The 15,647-nt window shown below is 60.7% G+C and carries 14 protein-coding genes; 9 read left to right on the plus strand and 5 right to left on the minus strand.

Annotation, left to right across the window (positions count from 1 at the left end; genetic code table 11):
- Positions 1-7: 7 nt before the first annotated feature.
- The 5 genes from A6U86_RS21030 to A6U86_RS21050 are packed head-to-tail and all read right to left on the minus strand — an operon-like array spanning position 8 to position 4,527.
- The gene (locus A6U86_RS21030) at positions 8-967 is read right to left on the minus strand and encodes an aliphatic sulfonate ABC transporter substrate-binding protein (RefSeq protein WP_244510034.1); all 960 of its coding nucleotides are present in this window, start codon (positions 965-967) and stop codon (positions 8-10) included.
- Between the two features lie 46 nt (positions 968-1,013).
- Complete coding sequence (locus A6U86_RS21035) at positions 1,014-1,718, minus strand: ABC transporter ATP-binding protein (RefSeq protein ID WP_068394917.1); 705 nt, start codon at positions 1,716-1,718, stop codon at positions 1,014-1,016.
- On the minus strand, positions 1,715-2,551 hold the full coding sequence (locus A6U86_RS21040) for an ABC transporter permease subunit (protein WP_068394918.1): 837 nt from the start codon (positions 2,549-2,551) through the stop codon (positions 1,715-1,717). The genes A6U86_RS21035 and A6U86_RS21040 overlap by 4 nt, the downstream gene beginning before the upstream one ends.
- On the minus strand, positions 2,544-3,677 hold the full coding sequence (locus A6U86_RS21045) for an LLM class flavin-dependent oxidoreductase (RefSeq protein ID WP_068394919.1): 1,134 nt from the start codon (positions 3,675-3,677) through the stop codon (positions 2,544-2,546). The genes A6U86_RS21040 and A6U86_RS21045 overlap by 8 nt, the downstream gene beginning before the upstream one ends.
- 1 nt (position 3,678) lies before the next feature.
- Complete coding sequence (locus A6U86_RS21050; protein WP_068394920.1) at positions 3,679-4,527, minus strand: ABC transporter substrate-binding protein; 849 nt, start codon at positions 4,525-4,527, stop codon at positions 3,679-3,681.
- 132 nt (positions 4,528-4,659) lie between these two features.
- Between A6U86_RS21050 and A6U86_RS21055 the strand changes: the two genes are divergently transcribed.
- The 9 genes from A6U86_RS21055 (at position 4,660) to A6U86_RS21095 (ending at position 15,628) form a co-directional block, all read left to right on the plus strand.
- Positions 4,660-5,055, plus strand: a complete 396-nt coding sequence (locus tag A6U86_RS21055) for a metalloregulator ArsR/SmtB family transcription factor (protein WP_244510036.1) — start codon at positions 4,660-4,662, stop codon at positions 5,053-5,055.
- A 231-nt stretch (positions 5,056-5,286) separates the two neighbouring features.
- Positions 5,287-6,669 (plus strand): SWIM zinc finger family protein, encoded by a 1,383-nt coding sequence (locus A6U86_RS21060; protein WP_068394921.1) that lies wholly within the window; start codon positions 5,287-5,289, stop codon positions 6,667-6,669.
- 26 nt (positions 6,670-6,695) lie between these two features.
- Positions 6,696-8,078, plus strand: a complete 1,383-nt coding sequence (locus tag A6U86_RS21065; RefSeq protein WP_141683770.1) for a DUF5691 domain-containing protein — start codon at positions 6,696-6,698, stop codon at positions 8,076-8,078.
- The gene (locus A6U86_RS21070; RefSeq protein ID WP_068394923.1) at positions 8,071-9,153 is read left to right on the plus strand and encodes an AAA family ATPase; all 1,083 of its coding nucleotides are present in this window, start codon (positions 8,071-8,073) and stop codon (positions 9,151-9,153) included. The genes A6U86_RS21065 and A6U86_RS21070 overlap by 8 nt, the downstream gene beginning before the upstream one ends.
- Before the next feature lie 3 nt (positions 9,154-9,156).
- Entirely contained in the window at positions 9,157-11,481 is a 2,325-nt protein-coding gene (locus A6U86_RS21075; protein WP_068394924.1) for a DUF5682 family protein, read from the plus strand.
- On the plus strand, positions 11,478-12,626 hold the full coding sequence (locus A6U86_RS21080) for a VWA domain-containing protein (protein WP_068394925.1): 1,149 nt from the start codon (positions 11,478-11,480) through the stop codon (positions 12,624-12,626). Before A6U86_RS21075 ends, A6U86_RS21080 begins: the two co-directional genes overlap by 4 nt.
- Positions 12,627-12,673: 47 nt before the next feature.
- On the plus strand, positions 12,674-13,528 hold the full coding sequence (locus tag A6U86_RS21085; RefSeq protein WP_244510038.1) for a glutathione S-transferase family protein: 855 nt from the start codon (positions 12,674-12,676) through the stop codon (positions 13,526-13,528).
- Between the two features lie 62 nt (positions 13,529-13,590).
- The gene (locus A6U86_RS21090; RefSeq protein ID WP_244510040.1) at positions 13,591-14,571 is read left to right on the plus strand and encodes an arginase family protein; all 981 of its coding nucleotides are present in this window, start codon (positions 13,591-13,593) and stop codon (positions 14,569-14,571) included.
- Positions 14,572-14,659: 88 nt separating this feature from the next.
- Positions 14,660-15,628 (plus strand): GlxA family transcriptional regulator, encoded by a 969-nt coding sequence (locus A6U86_RS21095; RefSeq protein ID WP_068394927.1) that lies wholly within the window; start codon positions 14,660-14,662, stop codon positions 15,626-15,628.
- Positions 15,629-15,647 lie beyond the last annotated feature (19 nt).

Consider the following 15,647-nt stretch of genomic DNA (forward strand, 5'->3'; position numbering starts at 1 on the left):
CCAATGTCTATTTAAGCGAGACGACGCCGGACGCGATATCCGGCAGGGCCGGAATGATGCCGCTCTTGGCGTACCATTCGGCAACCTTGCCGATCTGCGCGACATCTGCCTGTGTGACGGCCGTCGTCGGTGCGGCATTGTTCTCGCCGATCTTTCCTGCAAGATCGGCCGGCACATTCATCTCCTTGACCCAGATGGCGCCGGCCTCGGCCTTGTGGGCAACCGCCCAGGCATTTTCCGACTTGATGACGTCGAAGACCAGCTGCAGCTGATCGGCCTTGGATTGGGCAAACTCCTTGCTTGCGACAAGGACCACCGCATTGTCGGACTTGATGGCGCCGCCGTCGGCAACGACCTTGCCGTCATAGGCTTTCTCGGCGATCGTCAGGAAGGGGTCCCAGGTCGCCCAGGCATCGACGTGGCCTTGCGTGAAGCTCGGGCCGCTATCGCTGGGGCTCAGATAGATGCGCTCCACGGACTTCGGATCGATGCCATTGGTCTCGAGGCCCTGCATCAGCAAATATTCGCCGGTTCCGCCACGATTGACCGCAACCTTCTTACCGGCGAGATCCTTGATGGATGTGATACCCGAGTCTTTCTTTACGACGATCCCTTCCGACCCCGGCGCCATTTTCTGATAGGCGAAAACGACCAGCGGGACCTTGGCCGCCAGCGCCGCAATGGCGGAGGTTGAGCTGCCGGCGGTGATGTCGATGCTGCCGGCATTCAGGGCTTCAAAGGCAGGGGCGGCGGCGGGGAAGGGGCCCGCCCATTCCACCTTGATGCCTTTGTCGGCCAGTGCCTTTTCCAGAGTGCCGCGCGATTTGGCGAGCGTGATGTCATTCGGGCCTCGCAGCCAGCCGATACGCACCACCTGGTCCGCCGCTTGGGCCGCAGGCGCAAGTGTGGCAATGGCGGCCGTCATGGCCATGGCCATGGCGATGAAGAATTGACGTTTGGTGATCATTTTCTGTTCCGATCTGCCGGGATGGCGGGCGTGAGAGCGATTGGTATCAGGCGTGTAAGGGTTCGACGCCGAGATCCGTCAGGAGTTCGGCTTCGATGCGGGCTGCTTCCGGGCTGCTGCGCCGACGCGGATGGTCGAGAGAGACACGAATTTCCTTGGTGAAGCGGCCGCCATCGAGGACGAGGATGCGGTCTGCGAGCGTGATGGCTTCCCCAATGTCGTGGGTGACGAGCAGCACCGCCGGCCTGTGCTTTTGCCAGAGATCGAAGACCAGCCCGTGCATGCGCAGGCGCGTCAGCGCATCGAGCGCGGCAAACGGTTCGTCCAGCAGCAAAATCTCGGGTTCGCGTACCAGTGCGCGTGCAAGGGCGGCACGCTGCGCCTCGCCGCCGGAGAGGGTGAGCGGCCAGGCATTCTGCCGATGCGAGAGGCCGGCATCCTCAAGCGCTTGCGCCGCAACGGATCGCGCATCCCGGCGCTTCACGCCGAGCGTGACATTGTCGGTGACCGTCTTCCAGGGCATCAGCCTCGGCTCCTGAAACACGACGGAACGGCGTTGCGGAAGCTGCAATTGCCGGGCCGGCGCGTCGTCAAGCCCGGCAAGAACGCGGAGCAAGGTGGATTTTCCGGAACCGCTACGCCCGAGGAGCGCCACGAACTCGCCGGCTGCGATCGTCAGATCGATGCCGTCAAGGATTGCGGGACCGCCGAAGGAGCGCGTGAGACCACGGATATCGACTAGAGCCCTCATGCGATCACCTGCGGGCGCCAGCGTAGTGCATAGGCTTCGATCAGGCGCACAAGGCCATCGGTCAGCAGGCCCATGATGGCGTAGACCATGAGGCAGACCACGATGACGTCCGTCTGCAGGAAGTCGCGCGCATAGGTGATGATATAGCCGATGCCGCTTGATGCATTGATCTGCTCGCCGACAACGAGGCTCAGCCAGGCGACGCTTAGGCCGTATCGAACGCCGATGAGCAGAGAGGGGAGGGCGCCGGGAATGATGATGTGGCGGATGATGCCGAATGTGCTCAGGCCGAGCGTGCGGCCGGCCTCGATCAGCTTTCTGTCGATGCCGCGAATTCCGCCATGCAGCGTCAGATAGATCGGAAAGACGGTGCCGAAGGCGACAAGGCCGATCTTTGGCGCTTCGCCGATGCCGAACCAGAGAATGAAGAGGGGCAGAAGCCCGAGGAAGGGCATGGCTTTCAGCATTTGCAACGGCGGATCGATGGCGGATTCGCCGAACCTGGAGAGCCCTGCCGCGAGCGCCAGCACGATGCCGACGACGAGGGCGATGGAGAAGCCGATCAGTACCCGTAGAAAGGAGACTGCGAGGCCCGTCACCAGCTCTCCGGAGATGACCAGCCGTTGCGCGGCGCCGAGGATCTCGCTGGGTGCTGCGAGCGTGCGCGGGGAGAGATAGCCCGTCATGCTGGCGACCTGCCAGAGAGCGATGATGGCAACCGGCGAGACAAGGCGTGCGGCAAGTCGCGCGAACCGCTCACCGCCGGTACGACGCGGAGTAGGACCATCGGCCGGGCGTGAGAGGTTCGGGTCGGTGGTTGAAATCTCAGCCATTCGCGGGCTTCCCGCCGAGATCGCGGTCGAACAGCGTCGACCAGGTGAAGTGCTTGCGTTCCGGGGCGACGCGCTCGACGGGAAGGCGTGGCAACACCAGTTCCCCGAAGCGGTAAGCTTCCTCCAGAAGCGGCATGCCGGAGAGGATGAACGTGTCGACCCCGACCTTCTGGTAGGCTTCCAGTGTCCGGATCACCGTATCGGGCGAGCCGACGATCGCGGTGCCCGGGCCGGGCCGAACCAGGCCAATGCCCGCCCACAGATTGGGAGAGATCTCGAGATCGCGCAGGTTGGCGGGCTTGATGCCGCCATGCATCGCGCTCATCCGCTGTTGACCAACCGAATCCGTGTTGGAGACGAAACGCTGGTTGGCTGCGATCGCCGTCTCGTCCATTTGCTCATAGAGATCCGCGGCTGCTTCCCAGGCCTTTTCGTCGGTCTGGCGGACGATCACGTATAGACGTATGCCATAGTTGAGCTCGCGGCCATGGGCTTCCGCACGCGCCTTCACCTTCTCGACTTTCAAGCCCATCTGCTCAGGCGTTTCACCCCAGGAGAGATAGGTTTCGACATGCTTGGCGGCGACCTCGATGGCACCGTCGGAGGAACCGCCGAACCATAGTGGTGGGCTCTTGATCGCCGACCCGACGGGAAGGGCGAGCTTTGCTCCTACCGTCTGGAAATACTTGCCCTCATGCGTGACGCTTTCTCCGGCCATCAGGCGGTGCCAGAGGGTCAAATACTCGTCGGCCATCTGATAGCGTTCGTCGTGGGGCAGCATCATGCCGTAGGCGCCGAGCATCTTGGCGTCGCCGGAGACGACGTTCAGCATCAGCCGGCCGTTGGAGAACTCCTGGAACGTCGCCGCCATCTTCGCCAATAGCGTCGGCGCGACGAGCCCCGGGTGGAAAGCGATCAGGAATTTCATGCGTTCCGTATAGGGAAGGAGCGCGCCGGCAAGCGGCCAGACATCATGAGCCCCGGTGGCAAAGAGCGCGCCTGTGAAGCCGAGATGGTCATAGGCCTGGGCGAGCTGCTTGTAATAGCCGTAGTCGATGGTGCGCGATCCCTCGGGCTTCCACGGATAGGCGCCATCAGGCGCGCACATGTACCAGAGCACATTCATGTCAAATCTCTTTGTCGCTTGCTGTGTCTATTGTCAGTCTCGCCGGCAGATCACCGTGGGCGAAAAGCGTGTCCGCTTCGGCTTGCTGTTCTCGCAGCAGTGCGGCATCGGCGGCAATCACCTGCCAGTTGCGCTCGGAGACCACGCGCGTCCAGGCCCGCCGCACCGACTCATCGCTGCTCACCGACAGCAGGGCCGCTGCTTTTTCAGGGTCGGCTGTGATCTCCTGGCCAAGGCGCTGCAATTCGCCCGTAAAATCGCTCCTCATCTCCTCGGACAATTGCCGGTCACCAATGGTCCAGAACAGCGAACGGTTCGGGATAAGGTTGCCGCAATGGGCAAGTACGCGGAATTCGCCGCTGACCAGCGACTGCTCCAGATGTGGCGCCATGGCGATCCAGGCCGAGATCTGTCCGGACCTCAGCCCATCACGGGATAGTTCGGGCGTCATATCGAGACGCTTGATATCAGGGAGTTTCAGACCGGCTTCTTCTAGCTGCCGGGCAAGGAAATAGGTGAGGAAAGATCCATCGACCAACGCGACCGACTTGCCTTTCAGATCGTCGATGGTTTCAAGATCCGAGGTTTTTGATACCAAAATCGCCCCGTTTGCCGGCCGGGGCGCCGAAGCAGCGAGATAGGTCACCGACAGACCGGAGGCTGCCGCAAGGATAGGCGGTGTGGAGCCGGTTCCGCCGACGTCGAAATCACCACGCGCCAACTTGGCCGCCGTGTCTCGCCCTTCGATATAGCCGACAAATTCCGCACTCATCCCGGCAAAGGCGCCCGGCCATAGCGATGCGAGCCGGAGATGCAGATTGTTTGGATGATGGCCAATCCTGAAAGCCAAGGCATTCCCCTCGTTGAAAGTTGTTATATAAATATATATATTGACTATGGAATTTGCGGCGAGAAATCTCACGCTGAAAATTTGGACAGGATGAGAAAAATATTCTCATCAAAATCGAGCCGAAACCACACGATGAAGACTGACAACGAGAATGGCGCCCAGCGCAAACCGCATGCTCCCAAGGTAAAATGCCGCGCCATCGGCGCGGCGTCGGACTTTATGAAGGCCATGTCGAACCCGGTGCGATTGGCGATCCTTTGCGTGCTGATGGAGGGGGCAAGGACCGTCGGCGAGCTGGAGCAGATTCTGGACGTCCATCAGCCGACGCTGTCCCAACAGATTGGCGAATTGCGGGATGCGGGGATCATTGTCGGCAAGCGCCTGACCAAGGCTGTCACCTATCGCCTGGCAGACCCGCGCGCAGGCCAGATCATCGGGCATCTTCGGTTGCTGTTTGCCGATTCCGAAGCCTCGGCAATATGGCGTGGCACGCAATTCGAAGCCGCCATCGGCCCCGAGATGGGGTAATGGGGTGAGCGTTTTCTATTTGGCGTTGACGCTAAAGCCTCGAATAGGGCTACCGGGTCATCTCCCACCAAGACCAGGTATTGAGTGTTCGGCGAACGCCGGCCTAATATTGCGCACCAGCAATAGTTGCGACTTGATACGCGGCTAACACCGCATCAAGTTGGCGTTGCACATTCTCCTGTGTCATGCCAGAAGTCACTATCATGGGATGTAATCGAGTCGAGGCTTCCATTGAGTTTAAGTCTGGCAAAGGTCGAGGAACTCGCACCAGATCAGGGTTCGCTTGCGGCGGCGAAGAAGCTTCTCAAACCCTCGACTTGGCCGACGCTCGCTCAGGATGGTTCGGGCCTCTTGTGGGGTGAATGTCAGGGGTCCGGTGCTACTCCCTACAGAATTGCCGTGACCGAAGCGGACGCCGGTTACAAATGCAGTTGTCCGAGCCGCAAGTTCCCCTGCAAGCATTCGCTCGCTCTCATGTGGATGCGTGTCGAAGGTAGGGTCGATTTTTCGACCGGTACGCCGCCGGACTGGGTGAACGATTGGCTTTCGCGGCGACGCGGACCATCCACTATTGCGCCCGCGACCGGCGCGGAAAGGCCGAAGGCTTCGATAGCGGCGGTTGAGGAAACCGAGATCGCAGTCGATCCGAAATCGGAGGCGCGCGCGGCCGCAGCGCGCGAACGCAATCGCCTCGAGCGGGAAGCTGCCATCGCAAACGGACTCGACGAACTGGATGTCTGGCTTGCAGACCAGATGGATGCGGGGCTTGCCGCGTTCCCCTCCAAGGCGATTGCGATGTGCAAGGTCATGGCGCAGCGCCTGTTCGATGCGAAGGCTCCGGGATTGGCCGCTCGCGTGGATACCATACCGGCACGGCTATTTGCGCTAGCGGAGGCGGCGCGACCAACCGCCGTCGTTCAGGAGCTTGGCATGCTGCATCTAATGGCGCAGGCATATCGCCGGCAGGAATTGCTGGCGGAACCATTGCGCCACGATATCAGGCAGATGATCGGATGGACCATTGCGCGCGAGGCACTTCTTGCGGACGAACGGGCGGAGCGGGTTGCCAGCACATGGCGCGTGTGGGCAACTCGCAGCGAGGTACAGCCGGACAAATTGCGCCGGATCGAGACCTGGCTTCATGGAAGCGACCGCCATGCTGTGCTGATCGAATATGTGCCGGTTTCCACCGGCTCTTCCTCAAGCGGCTATAGTGTCGGCGATACGTTTGACGCCGAGCTGGTCTTTTACCCGTCGAGCGTGCCGCTGCGGGCGCTGATTGTCAGGCAGATCACCGGCAGCGACGCGTCCGATGCTCCCCTCGCTTTGCCCACCCACGATCTCGACGTTGCTTACGGTCTCTATGAAGAAGCCCTGATCGAGAAACCCTGGCTTGGCGACTATCCGATCATGTTCCGCGGGGCGCGATTGAAACGGTCAGGTCAGGCCGTTTACCTCAGCGGCAACCAAGTCAATCTGCCACTGGCAAAATCGCAATCGGCGACAAGTTGGCCGCTTCTGCAGTTCGAGGCGATTGACGGCATAGGTCTCTGGGACGGCAGCGAATTGACGCTCTGCTGGTCGGAAACCGCTTTGGGGCGGTGGGTGGCATGAGTCTATCGAAGCTTGGGAATGCGGTCATGCCGAAGCTTCTGGCCGGCACTCAAGACGGTCTGCCGCTCGATGCTCTCGGTGCCGCCGATCCCCTGCAGGCGCTTGCGCTGGCCGGCCAGGCATTGCGCTTCGACCGCCCGCTGCCGCCGGCTCAGTTTCAGGTCGAGGATATCATCGCCGATCAAGCGGCGATCCTGCCGGACGCGTCGAGAGCACTCTTTCTTCGGCTCCTTTCGGGCAAGAACCAGGCATCCGCCCAATTGTCCACGGCAATGGTTCGAGCCCTCGGTGACAAGAAGCTGCGGATGCATCCATTCGACCTGCCCAAACTCGAAAGCTTCGTGAAGACGTATGCGCAGGATCTTGGTGCAGCAGCGCTCGCTTTTTCGCAGCGGGAAACCCCGGTCGCGCAGAAGCAAAGCTACTTCGCCCCGGACCGGCTAAACGACGAGACCTGGATGCTTGCCACGCCGGCTGTGAAATCGGGCTATATCGCTGCCCGCCGGGCCATCGATCCCGATGCCGCGCGGGCGCTGATCGAGGCTGTCTGGCCCACCGAGAGTGCCGAAAGTCGCTTGCGTCTCCTTGGCGCCTTGCGCGGCAATCTGTCGGAAAAAGACACAGCGTTTCTGAAGGGCCTGGAAAAGGATCGGGCGCCGCGTGTTCGTGAAATGGCTCAGCGGCTGCTCGTTCGGTTGCCGGGTTTCGAAGGAGACAATCCGGCGCTGCGCTCGGCACTCGAACGAGTGAAGGTTTCTAAATCCGGTTTGATCTTCAAGAAAGCGGCTCTGTCGCTGGAAGTGCCGGCGACGGTTAAAGACCTCACCAAGATGAGATGGCTTGACGACACATTCGGCTCGGTCGGCCTGGATTTGCTGGCCGCGTCACTATCGCTTTCGGTGGATGCAATGGTGGCCGCGGCTGAAAAGCAGGGTGATCTGCTGACAGCCTTCCTTTTCATGGCAACCCGGGACCGGCGGCTTGACATTGTGAAGATGATTACCGACCGCCATCTTCGCAACAGCTGGGAAGCTTTTTCCGCGTTCGATGCCGAAATGCTAAGCGACTACAACCCCGAGATGCGGCAGCTCTGGGTCGAGCATGTCTTTCAGCCGGACCGGTGGTCCGCCGAGACATCACCCTGGACGATCCGCCTGATGGCGCAATGGCTCGAAGGGCAGGCAACGCAAAACGCCTTTAGCTCGGTCCTGCAGTCAAAGCCGTGGCGCTCGCTGCACAAGGACAGTGCGCGTTATGACCCGAATATTCTCGACGATATAGCCGTTATGTGCCCGCCATCGATGCGTTCGACGCTGCGCAGCGAACTTGCCGCGCTCGATCCCGCCAAGAGCGGCAATGCCTTCCTTTTCCTCGATTTCATGGACAGTCTGGAGACCGCCTATGCCTGAAGCTCAACTTCGCCGTCCTGCAGAGCAGATCTATGCAGGCGAACTGGCTGCACTTGCAAAGGGCGATGATCGTCCAAGACCGGCCAACTGGAAGCTCTCGCCGCAGGCGGTCGTCACCTATCTTCTCGGCGGCACGGCATCCGACGGAAGCGTGATATCGGCCAAATATGTCGGAAACCGGCGGCTGATCGAGACTGCGGTTGCTACGCTGGCGACCGACCGCGCCCTTCTGCTGCTCGGCTTGCCAGGCACGGCGAAGTCCTGGGTTTCGGAGCATCTCGCTGCTGCGATTTCCGGCTCGTCGCAGCGCCTGATCCAGTGCACGGCGGGGACCGATGAAAACCAGATCCGCTATGGCTGGAACTATGCCTTGTTGCTGGCAAAAGGACCATCTCCAGACGCATTGGTCAAAACACCGCTGGTGCGGGCAATGGAGGAGGGCACGCTTCTTCGGCTGGAGGAGCTGACGCGTATGGGCTCGGATGTACAGGATACGCTGATCACCGTTCTGTCGGAAAAGACGTTGCCGGTGCCGGAACTCGATACTGCGATCAATGCCGAGCGTGGCTTCAACATCATCGCCACCGCCAACAATCGCGACAAGGGCGTCAACGATTTATCATCGGCGCTAAAGCGCCGCTTCAATGTCGTAGTGCTGCCATCTCCAGCCACGCTGGAGGAGGAGACCCAGATCGTCGTCAAGCGGGTCGGCGAAATCGGCACCAATCTCAGCCTGCCGCCGATCCAGCCCGCGGACAAGGAACTGGCTCGTATCGTCACCCTTTTCCGCGAAATCCGTGACGGCAAGACATTGAATGGCAAGGTAAAGCTGAAGACGTCCACCGGCACGCTCTCAACCGCGGAGGCAATCTCCGTCGGTGTCTCGGCATGGGCAGAGGCAGCCCATTTCGGAGACGGCCGCATCGACGCCAACGCATTGGCGACCAATATTGTCGGCGCCGTGGTCAAGGATCCGGTACAGGACAGCGTGGCGCTGGCGGAATATCTCGAAACCGTCATGCGCACGCGCGATGGCTGGAACGATCTCTACGAGGCAATCCGCGAGGTCATCTAGGCAATGAAGAGGAAAGCGCATCTTTTCGGCATCAGGCACCATGGGCCGGGGTCGGCGGCGCTTCTAAAAGGCGCGCTCGACGCGCTCGATCCTGCCTGCGTGCTGATCGAGGGATCGCCCGAAGGCGACGATTTGATTCAATATGCCGGTCTCGCCGGCATGAATCCGCCGCTCGCCATGCTGTTCTATGCGACCGATGAGGCCGCGAATGCGGTCTTTGCACCGTTTGCGGAGTTTTCTCCCGAATGGGTTGCCATGCAATGGGCACTTACCCATAAGCGACCCGTCCGCTTCATCGATTGGCCGGCTTCCGTTTCCCTGGCACTTGGCAAGCTTGCCAGGGAGGAGGCGCTTGCCGCGTTTCAAAAGAAACTAGAGGAAGAAGAGGCGGGTGCGGAAACATCCGCAAACACGGAGGCTGTGGTCTCCGATAGTTCGTCTGTGCGCCTCGATCCGCTTGATCTGCTGGCCGAGGCCGCTGGGCATAGTGATGGCGAGAGCTTTTGGAATGGGTTGATCGAGCAGGGCGCCGATAGCCAGTCACCGCTCGAGATTTTCGCGGCCATCGAGACGGCGATGACGGAAGCTCGGCAACACCAGGCCGATGCCGGCGGCATGAGTGAAACCGAATGGCTTCGTGAAAATCGCCGCGAGGCCTTCATGCGGGGCCATATCCGGGATGCGTTGAAGACATATGAGGGCGAGGTTGCCGCCGTCGTGGGCGCCTGGCACATCGGCGGCCTCCGGGCCGAGACGACGGTTGCCGAAGACCGATCCATTATCAGGGACCTCCCGAAAATCAAGGTGGAGGCGACCTGGGCGCCCTGGAGCGATGGGCGCTTAAGCTATGCTTCCGGTTACGGGGCAGGGGTTATTTCTCCCGGCTGGTATCGACATTTGTGGGGTCTTTATTCGGGCGAACGACGCGAAGGGCCGGAAGCCTTTGCCGCAATCTGGCAGGCGAGAACGGCGGCCTTGTTGCGGCAAGAGGGGTTCGACGCTTCGACGGCATCGGCGATCGAGGCCGCCCGGCTGGCGCTTGGGCTTGCGAGCATGCGCGGACTTAGCGTACCAGGCCTTGCCGAGATGCGGGACGCCTCGCTTTCATCGCTTTGCCATGGGGATCATGTGCAACTCGCGATGATCGAGCGCCAGCTTTATATTGGCGACCGTATCGGAGAGATCGACGCCGCGGTTCCGCAAATGCCGCTTGCCAGGGATTTCGAGGCCTGGTGCCGCAAGACGCGTCTGAAGCCCGATGAGGCGGCCAATGATATCAAACTCGATTTGCGCAGTGAGGCCGGTCTCCTCAAATCGACCTTTCTGCACCGTCTCAATCTGATAGGTGTCCATTGGGGCCGGCTGATCGACGCTGAAGCCGGGCGCGGAACCTATCGCGAAATCTGGAAGCTTGTCTGGTCGCCCGATATGTCCGTGGGTCTGGCCGAAGCTCTGGTCTGGGGCCTGACGATCGAGCAGGCAGCGGGGGCAGCGACAATCGATCGAGGCCGCAAGGCGGATGATGTTGCGCAGCTATCGGATCTCGTTCGTGGTGCACTTGTTGCGGATCTTCCGGATGCGGCAAGCGCCTGCATCGACCTTCTGCAGGCCGCCGCCGTGCAGAGCAGCGACATTACGGACCTGATGAATGCGGTGGCGCCCCTCGTGCGCATCGTTCGCTACGGCACTGCCCGGAAATTGCCGGAGCCGGAACTTCGTGCTCTCATCAACGCGCTGAGCGCGGAAGTGAATGCCGGTATCCGGATCGGCTCCCGCCAATTGGATGACGACGCGACCTCGAAGCGGATGATGGCGATGCGCGCCTATGATGAAGCGCTCGGCCTTTTCGCGGATGTCGCTTTGCTGGAGGAATGGCGCCGCCAGCTCGCTCTCATCGTCGATGACGACCAGGTTGTGACGCCGGTCGTCGGCTTCAGCTTGCGCCGGCTGCATGATCTTGGTCTTTGGGATGAAACGCAAATCGCAGCCGCCTTCTCGCGCAAGATCATCGGTGAGACAGCCGCGAAAGCCGGCGCGTTTGTCGAAGCTTTCATCGCGGGGGCGGCAGAAGTCCTGATCCAGGATCAGGCGCTGCTCTTCCTGATTGACGAATGGCTTTGCGGGCTCGACGAGGAGGTCTTCGTGGAGAGCCTGCCACTTCTCCGACGAGCACTCTCCGGCTTCGACCTGATTGGCCGCAAACGCATCATGGAGCGGATTGCGGGTGGAAGGACGGAACGGCCGGTCGCAATGGAGACGACGGAACACAATCCGGCCTTTGAACGCGCACTGCCCTTGCTGAAGCAAATCCTGGGAATGGACGCATGAGCTCAGAACGCATCCGCCGGTGGAAACTGGCACTCGGCGACGAGGATATGGAGGGTCTCGGTGAGCGTGACCAGCGGCTTAGCCGCGCGCTTTCGGCTCTTTACGAATCCGATGGTCGCAAAGGGCGCGGTGGTCTGGGGGCCTCATCGCCGAAAGTTTCGCGTTGGCTTGGCGACATTCGCGAGTTCTTTCCGACGCCGGTGGTGCAGGTCATCCAGAAAGATGCGTTCGAACGCTTCAACCTCAAGGCATTGATGCTGGAGCCGGAGTTTCTCGAGACGCTGGAAGCGGATGTGCATCTCGTCGCAGATCTTATCTCGCTTCGCGGCGCGATGCCCGAAAAGACGATGGAGACCGCGCGAACGGTGGTCGGCAAGGTCGTCGAAGATCTGATGAAGCGGCTGCAGTCACAGACCGTGGAGAAAATAACGGGTGCCTTGAACCGTTCGCAGCGCACACATCGCCCCCGGCATGCGGATATCGACTGGCCAAGGACAATCCGCGCCAATCTTCGCCACTACCAGGCGGATCTCAATACGATCGTGCCGGAAACTCTGGTTGGATTTGCGCGCAAGAGCCGGACCCGTGCCGATCTCGATCACGTCATGCTTTGCGTGGATCAATCCGGCTCCATGGCATCTTCGGTCGTCTACTCGTCGATCTTTGCAGCTGTCATGGCCTCGCTTCCGGTTCTATCGACGAAGCTTGTCTGCTTCGATACCTCGATCGTTGATTTGACAGAGGATCTCTCCGACCCGGTCAAGGTTCTGTTCGGCATACAACTCGGCGGCGGCACGGATATCAATGCAGCGCTCGCCTACTGCGAGACCAAGATCGACCGTCCGAGCAAGACGCATCTCGTTCTCGTTACCGATCTTTATGAAGGTGGAAACGTTGCTTCAATGTTGGCCCGCGTTGCCGGGCTCAAGCATTCCGGCGTCAACGTCATCGTTCTGCTGGCGCTTTCCGACGATGGCAGGCCCAGCTACGATGTTCGTCACGCCGGTGCGATCGCCGCGATGGGCTGCCCCGTCTTCGCCTGCACGCCGGATCAATTTCCGGACCTGATGGCAACCGCGTTGACCAAACAGGATATTGGTCAATGGGCCAGCGCAAACGGCATTGAGCTTGTTCGGGGTTCTTGAGAGCTTTCGTCTCCGTCAGGTGATTTGATCTAAGCAATGACCCGGCGGTGCACCGCGCATGTTGGGCAAATCGCTCAAATGTTGAGCTGCCCAGTTATCTCGCTCTGCTCCCCCTCCCTTTTTCAATGATGCCCATTAACGATGGGCGCAAACGGCCTGGATTGGCGGGCCTTTGGCCGAAATCGACGGAACTGCGTCCTTGTAGACAATTCCATGAAAACCTATTCTCAAAAACAGGAAGCCAATCATGGAAGAAGAAAATGTATCAACTTCACTATTTCCCCGCGAATGCCAATGCAGCTCCACATATGATTCTTGAAGAGATCGGGGAAGATTATCAACTTCTTCTGGTCGACAGAGCGGTTGATGCCCAGAAATCCAAAGAATACCTGAAGATAAATCCGAACGGGCGCATTCCCGCGCTGGTAGATGGCGATCTTGTGTTGTTCGAGTCCGCGGCGATTGTGCTTTATCTTGCCGATCAGCATCCGGAAGCGGGGCTGGCCCCGGCGGTTGGAACTACGGAGCGGGCCAAATTCTATCAATGGCTCACCTTCCTGACGAACTCGCTGCAGGAAGAGCTGATGATCTGGCAGTATCCGGATCGTCTGGCCGGGACGGATGCGGCCGCTGTCGAAATCGTGACGCGGGGAGCGGAAGCGCGCGCAAGCGCCTATCTCGACGTCATCGAACAGCATCTGAAGACGAACGGGCCGTTTTTCCTCGGTGACAAATTGAGCGCTGCCGACTTCTATCTCGTCATGCTCTCGCGCTGGGCGCGCCCGATGGCCAGGCCGCCGCGCAGCCGGCCGTCGATTGCGAGATTGCTGGATAAGCTCACGGCTCTCGCTTCCGTCCGCCGCGCCTATGAGCGCGAAGGCATTACCGACGAAATCTGCTGAGGACCCTCAGCACCAACCTGCCGAGTGCGGGCGTCCGTCGCCTGCTCGGGAAAGGATTTGACATGACCGACCAGTTTCACAGCCGCAACATGCCTGAGCGCATGGATCTTCCCTTTGTCGGACTTGCGACGTTTGCGGGCCAGCCGGCCTGTACCGACTGGGACAAGCTCGACGGCGCCGATGTCGCCATTCTCGGCGTGCCGATCGACACCGCCTCCAGCTATCGTGTCGGCACGCGCTTCGGGCCGCGCGCCATTCGTGAGATGTCGATGTTCCACGGCTTCGGACCGGACGGCGTCTTCGACTTCGAGGACGAGGTCACCTATCTGACGGCCGACGAGGTCAAGATCGTCGATGCCGGCGACAGCGACGTCATTTACGCTGACACCCGGCGCAGCCTTGTCAATGCGGAGCAGGCGGTGCGTGCGCTGCTCGACGCCAAGACGATGCCCTATATTCTCGGCGGTGACCATGCGATCACCATGGCGACGATCGCGGCCTACTCGAACGAGAAGCCGATCCATATCGTCCATCTCGATGCCCATTTCGACTTTATCGATGGCCGCAACGGCATCACCTGGGGCCATGGCAGCCCGATGCGCCGGGCCTCGGAGATGGCGCATGTGAAGGGCATCACGACTCTCGGCCCGCACAATATGGCTGCGGTCAGCAAGAAGGATTACGAGGCGGCCAAGGTCTATGGCACAAATGTCGTGTCGCTCCGCAAGTTCAGGAACATCGGCGCCGCTGCGGCGCTTGCCCATATTGCCGATGGCGAACGCGTCTATGTCTCGATCGATATCGACAGCTTCGACCCATCCATCGCGCCGGGTACGGCGACCATCAGCCACGGCGGCTTCACCTATTATGAGGCGAAGGATCTGCTGCGTGAGGTTGCCCGGCGCTTTGAGGTCGTCGGCGTCGATTTCGTCGAAGTCTCACCGCCTTATGACCCTTCGGGCATCACCTCGCTTCTGGCGGCCCGCACCAGCCTCGATTTCATCGGCTCGATCTTCCATGAGCGCGCAAAGCGACGCGGCTGAACCCGGCTTGCGTCTGGACATCGGCTGCGATTAACCCAGTATGGGCGAGTAGCCGATGTCTGATGCAGGCCGCGAAGGAGGATGAGGGATGGTTGTCGAGGCAAGGACGATTGTCATCGTGGTGCCTGACAACGCGCAGTCCCTCGATGTCTCGGGACCGTTCGACGTATTTCTGGAAGCCAATCGGCAGGCGCCCGAGAAAGCGAATTATCAGATCAAGACCTTCTCTGCGCAACGCGAGCGGACAGTTCGCGCCGGCGGCATATCACTTGTCACGGACGGATCGATCCATGATGATGACAGCAAGATCGATACGCTGCTCATTGCCGGCACGCCCGACTACCAGCAGGCCTATCAAGGCAACGAGCTGCACCAATGGCTGAGGCGGCGCATTCCATCGACGCGCCGTCACGGCTCTGTCTGCACTGGCGCGTTCTTTCTCGCGGCGGCTGGGCTGCTGGACGGACATACGGCAACGACGCATTGGCAGCATGCCGCCGAACTTGCGGATCGCTTTCCTGAGGTAAACGTCGTGCCGGACCAGATTTACGTCGAGGACGGCCCGCTATGGACCTCGGCGGGCGTGACGGCGGGGATAGACCTGGCGCTGAAATTGATCGAGGACGATCACGGCCGAGAGCTTGCGTTGAGGGTGGCGAAACGTCTCGTCGTGTTCCTGAAGCGGCCGGGCGGGCAATCGCAATTCAGCGTCCATCTTGCCGCGCAGATTGCGACCGAGGGCCGGATACAGTCGATCCAGCATTGGATCCTCGATCATCTGTCGCTCGATCTCACGCTGGCTGCGCTTGCGTCACGCACCGCGATGAGCGTCCGCAATTTCTCGCGCGTCTTCTTGCAGGAGACCGGCGCCACGCCAGCGGATTTCGTCGAAATGGCCCGCGTCGATTCCGCGCGCAGGTTGCTGGAAGACACGGAGATGCCGCTGCAAAGGGTGGCCTCGAGCTGCGGCTTTGCCAATCCCGATACGATGCGAAAGGCATTTCTCCGGCGCATCGGCACCGGCCCGAGCGAATATCGCGAAAGGTTCCGACGCTGATATAGGTTGCCAGGGCGCT

It is taken from the genome of Rhizobium sp. AC27/96 (assembly GCF_001692325.1).
Lineage (GTDB): Bacteria > Pseudomonadota > Alphaproteobacteria > Rhizobiales > Rhizobiaceae > Rhizobium.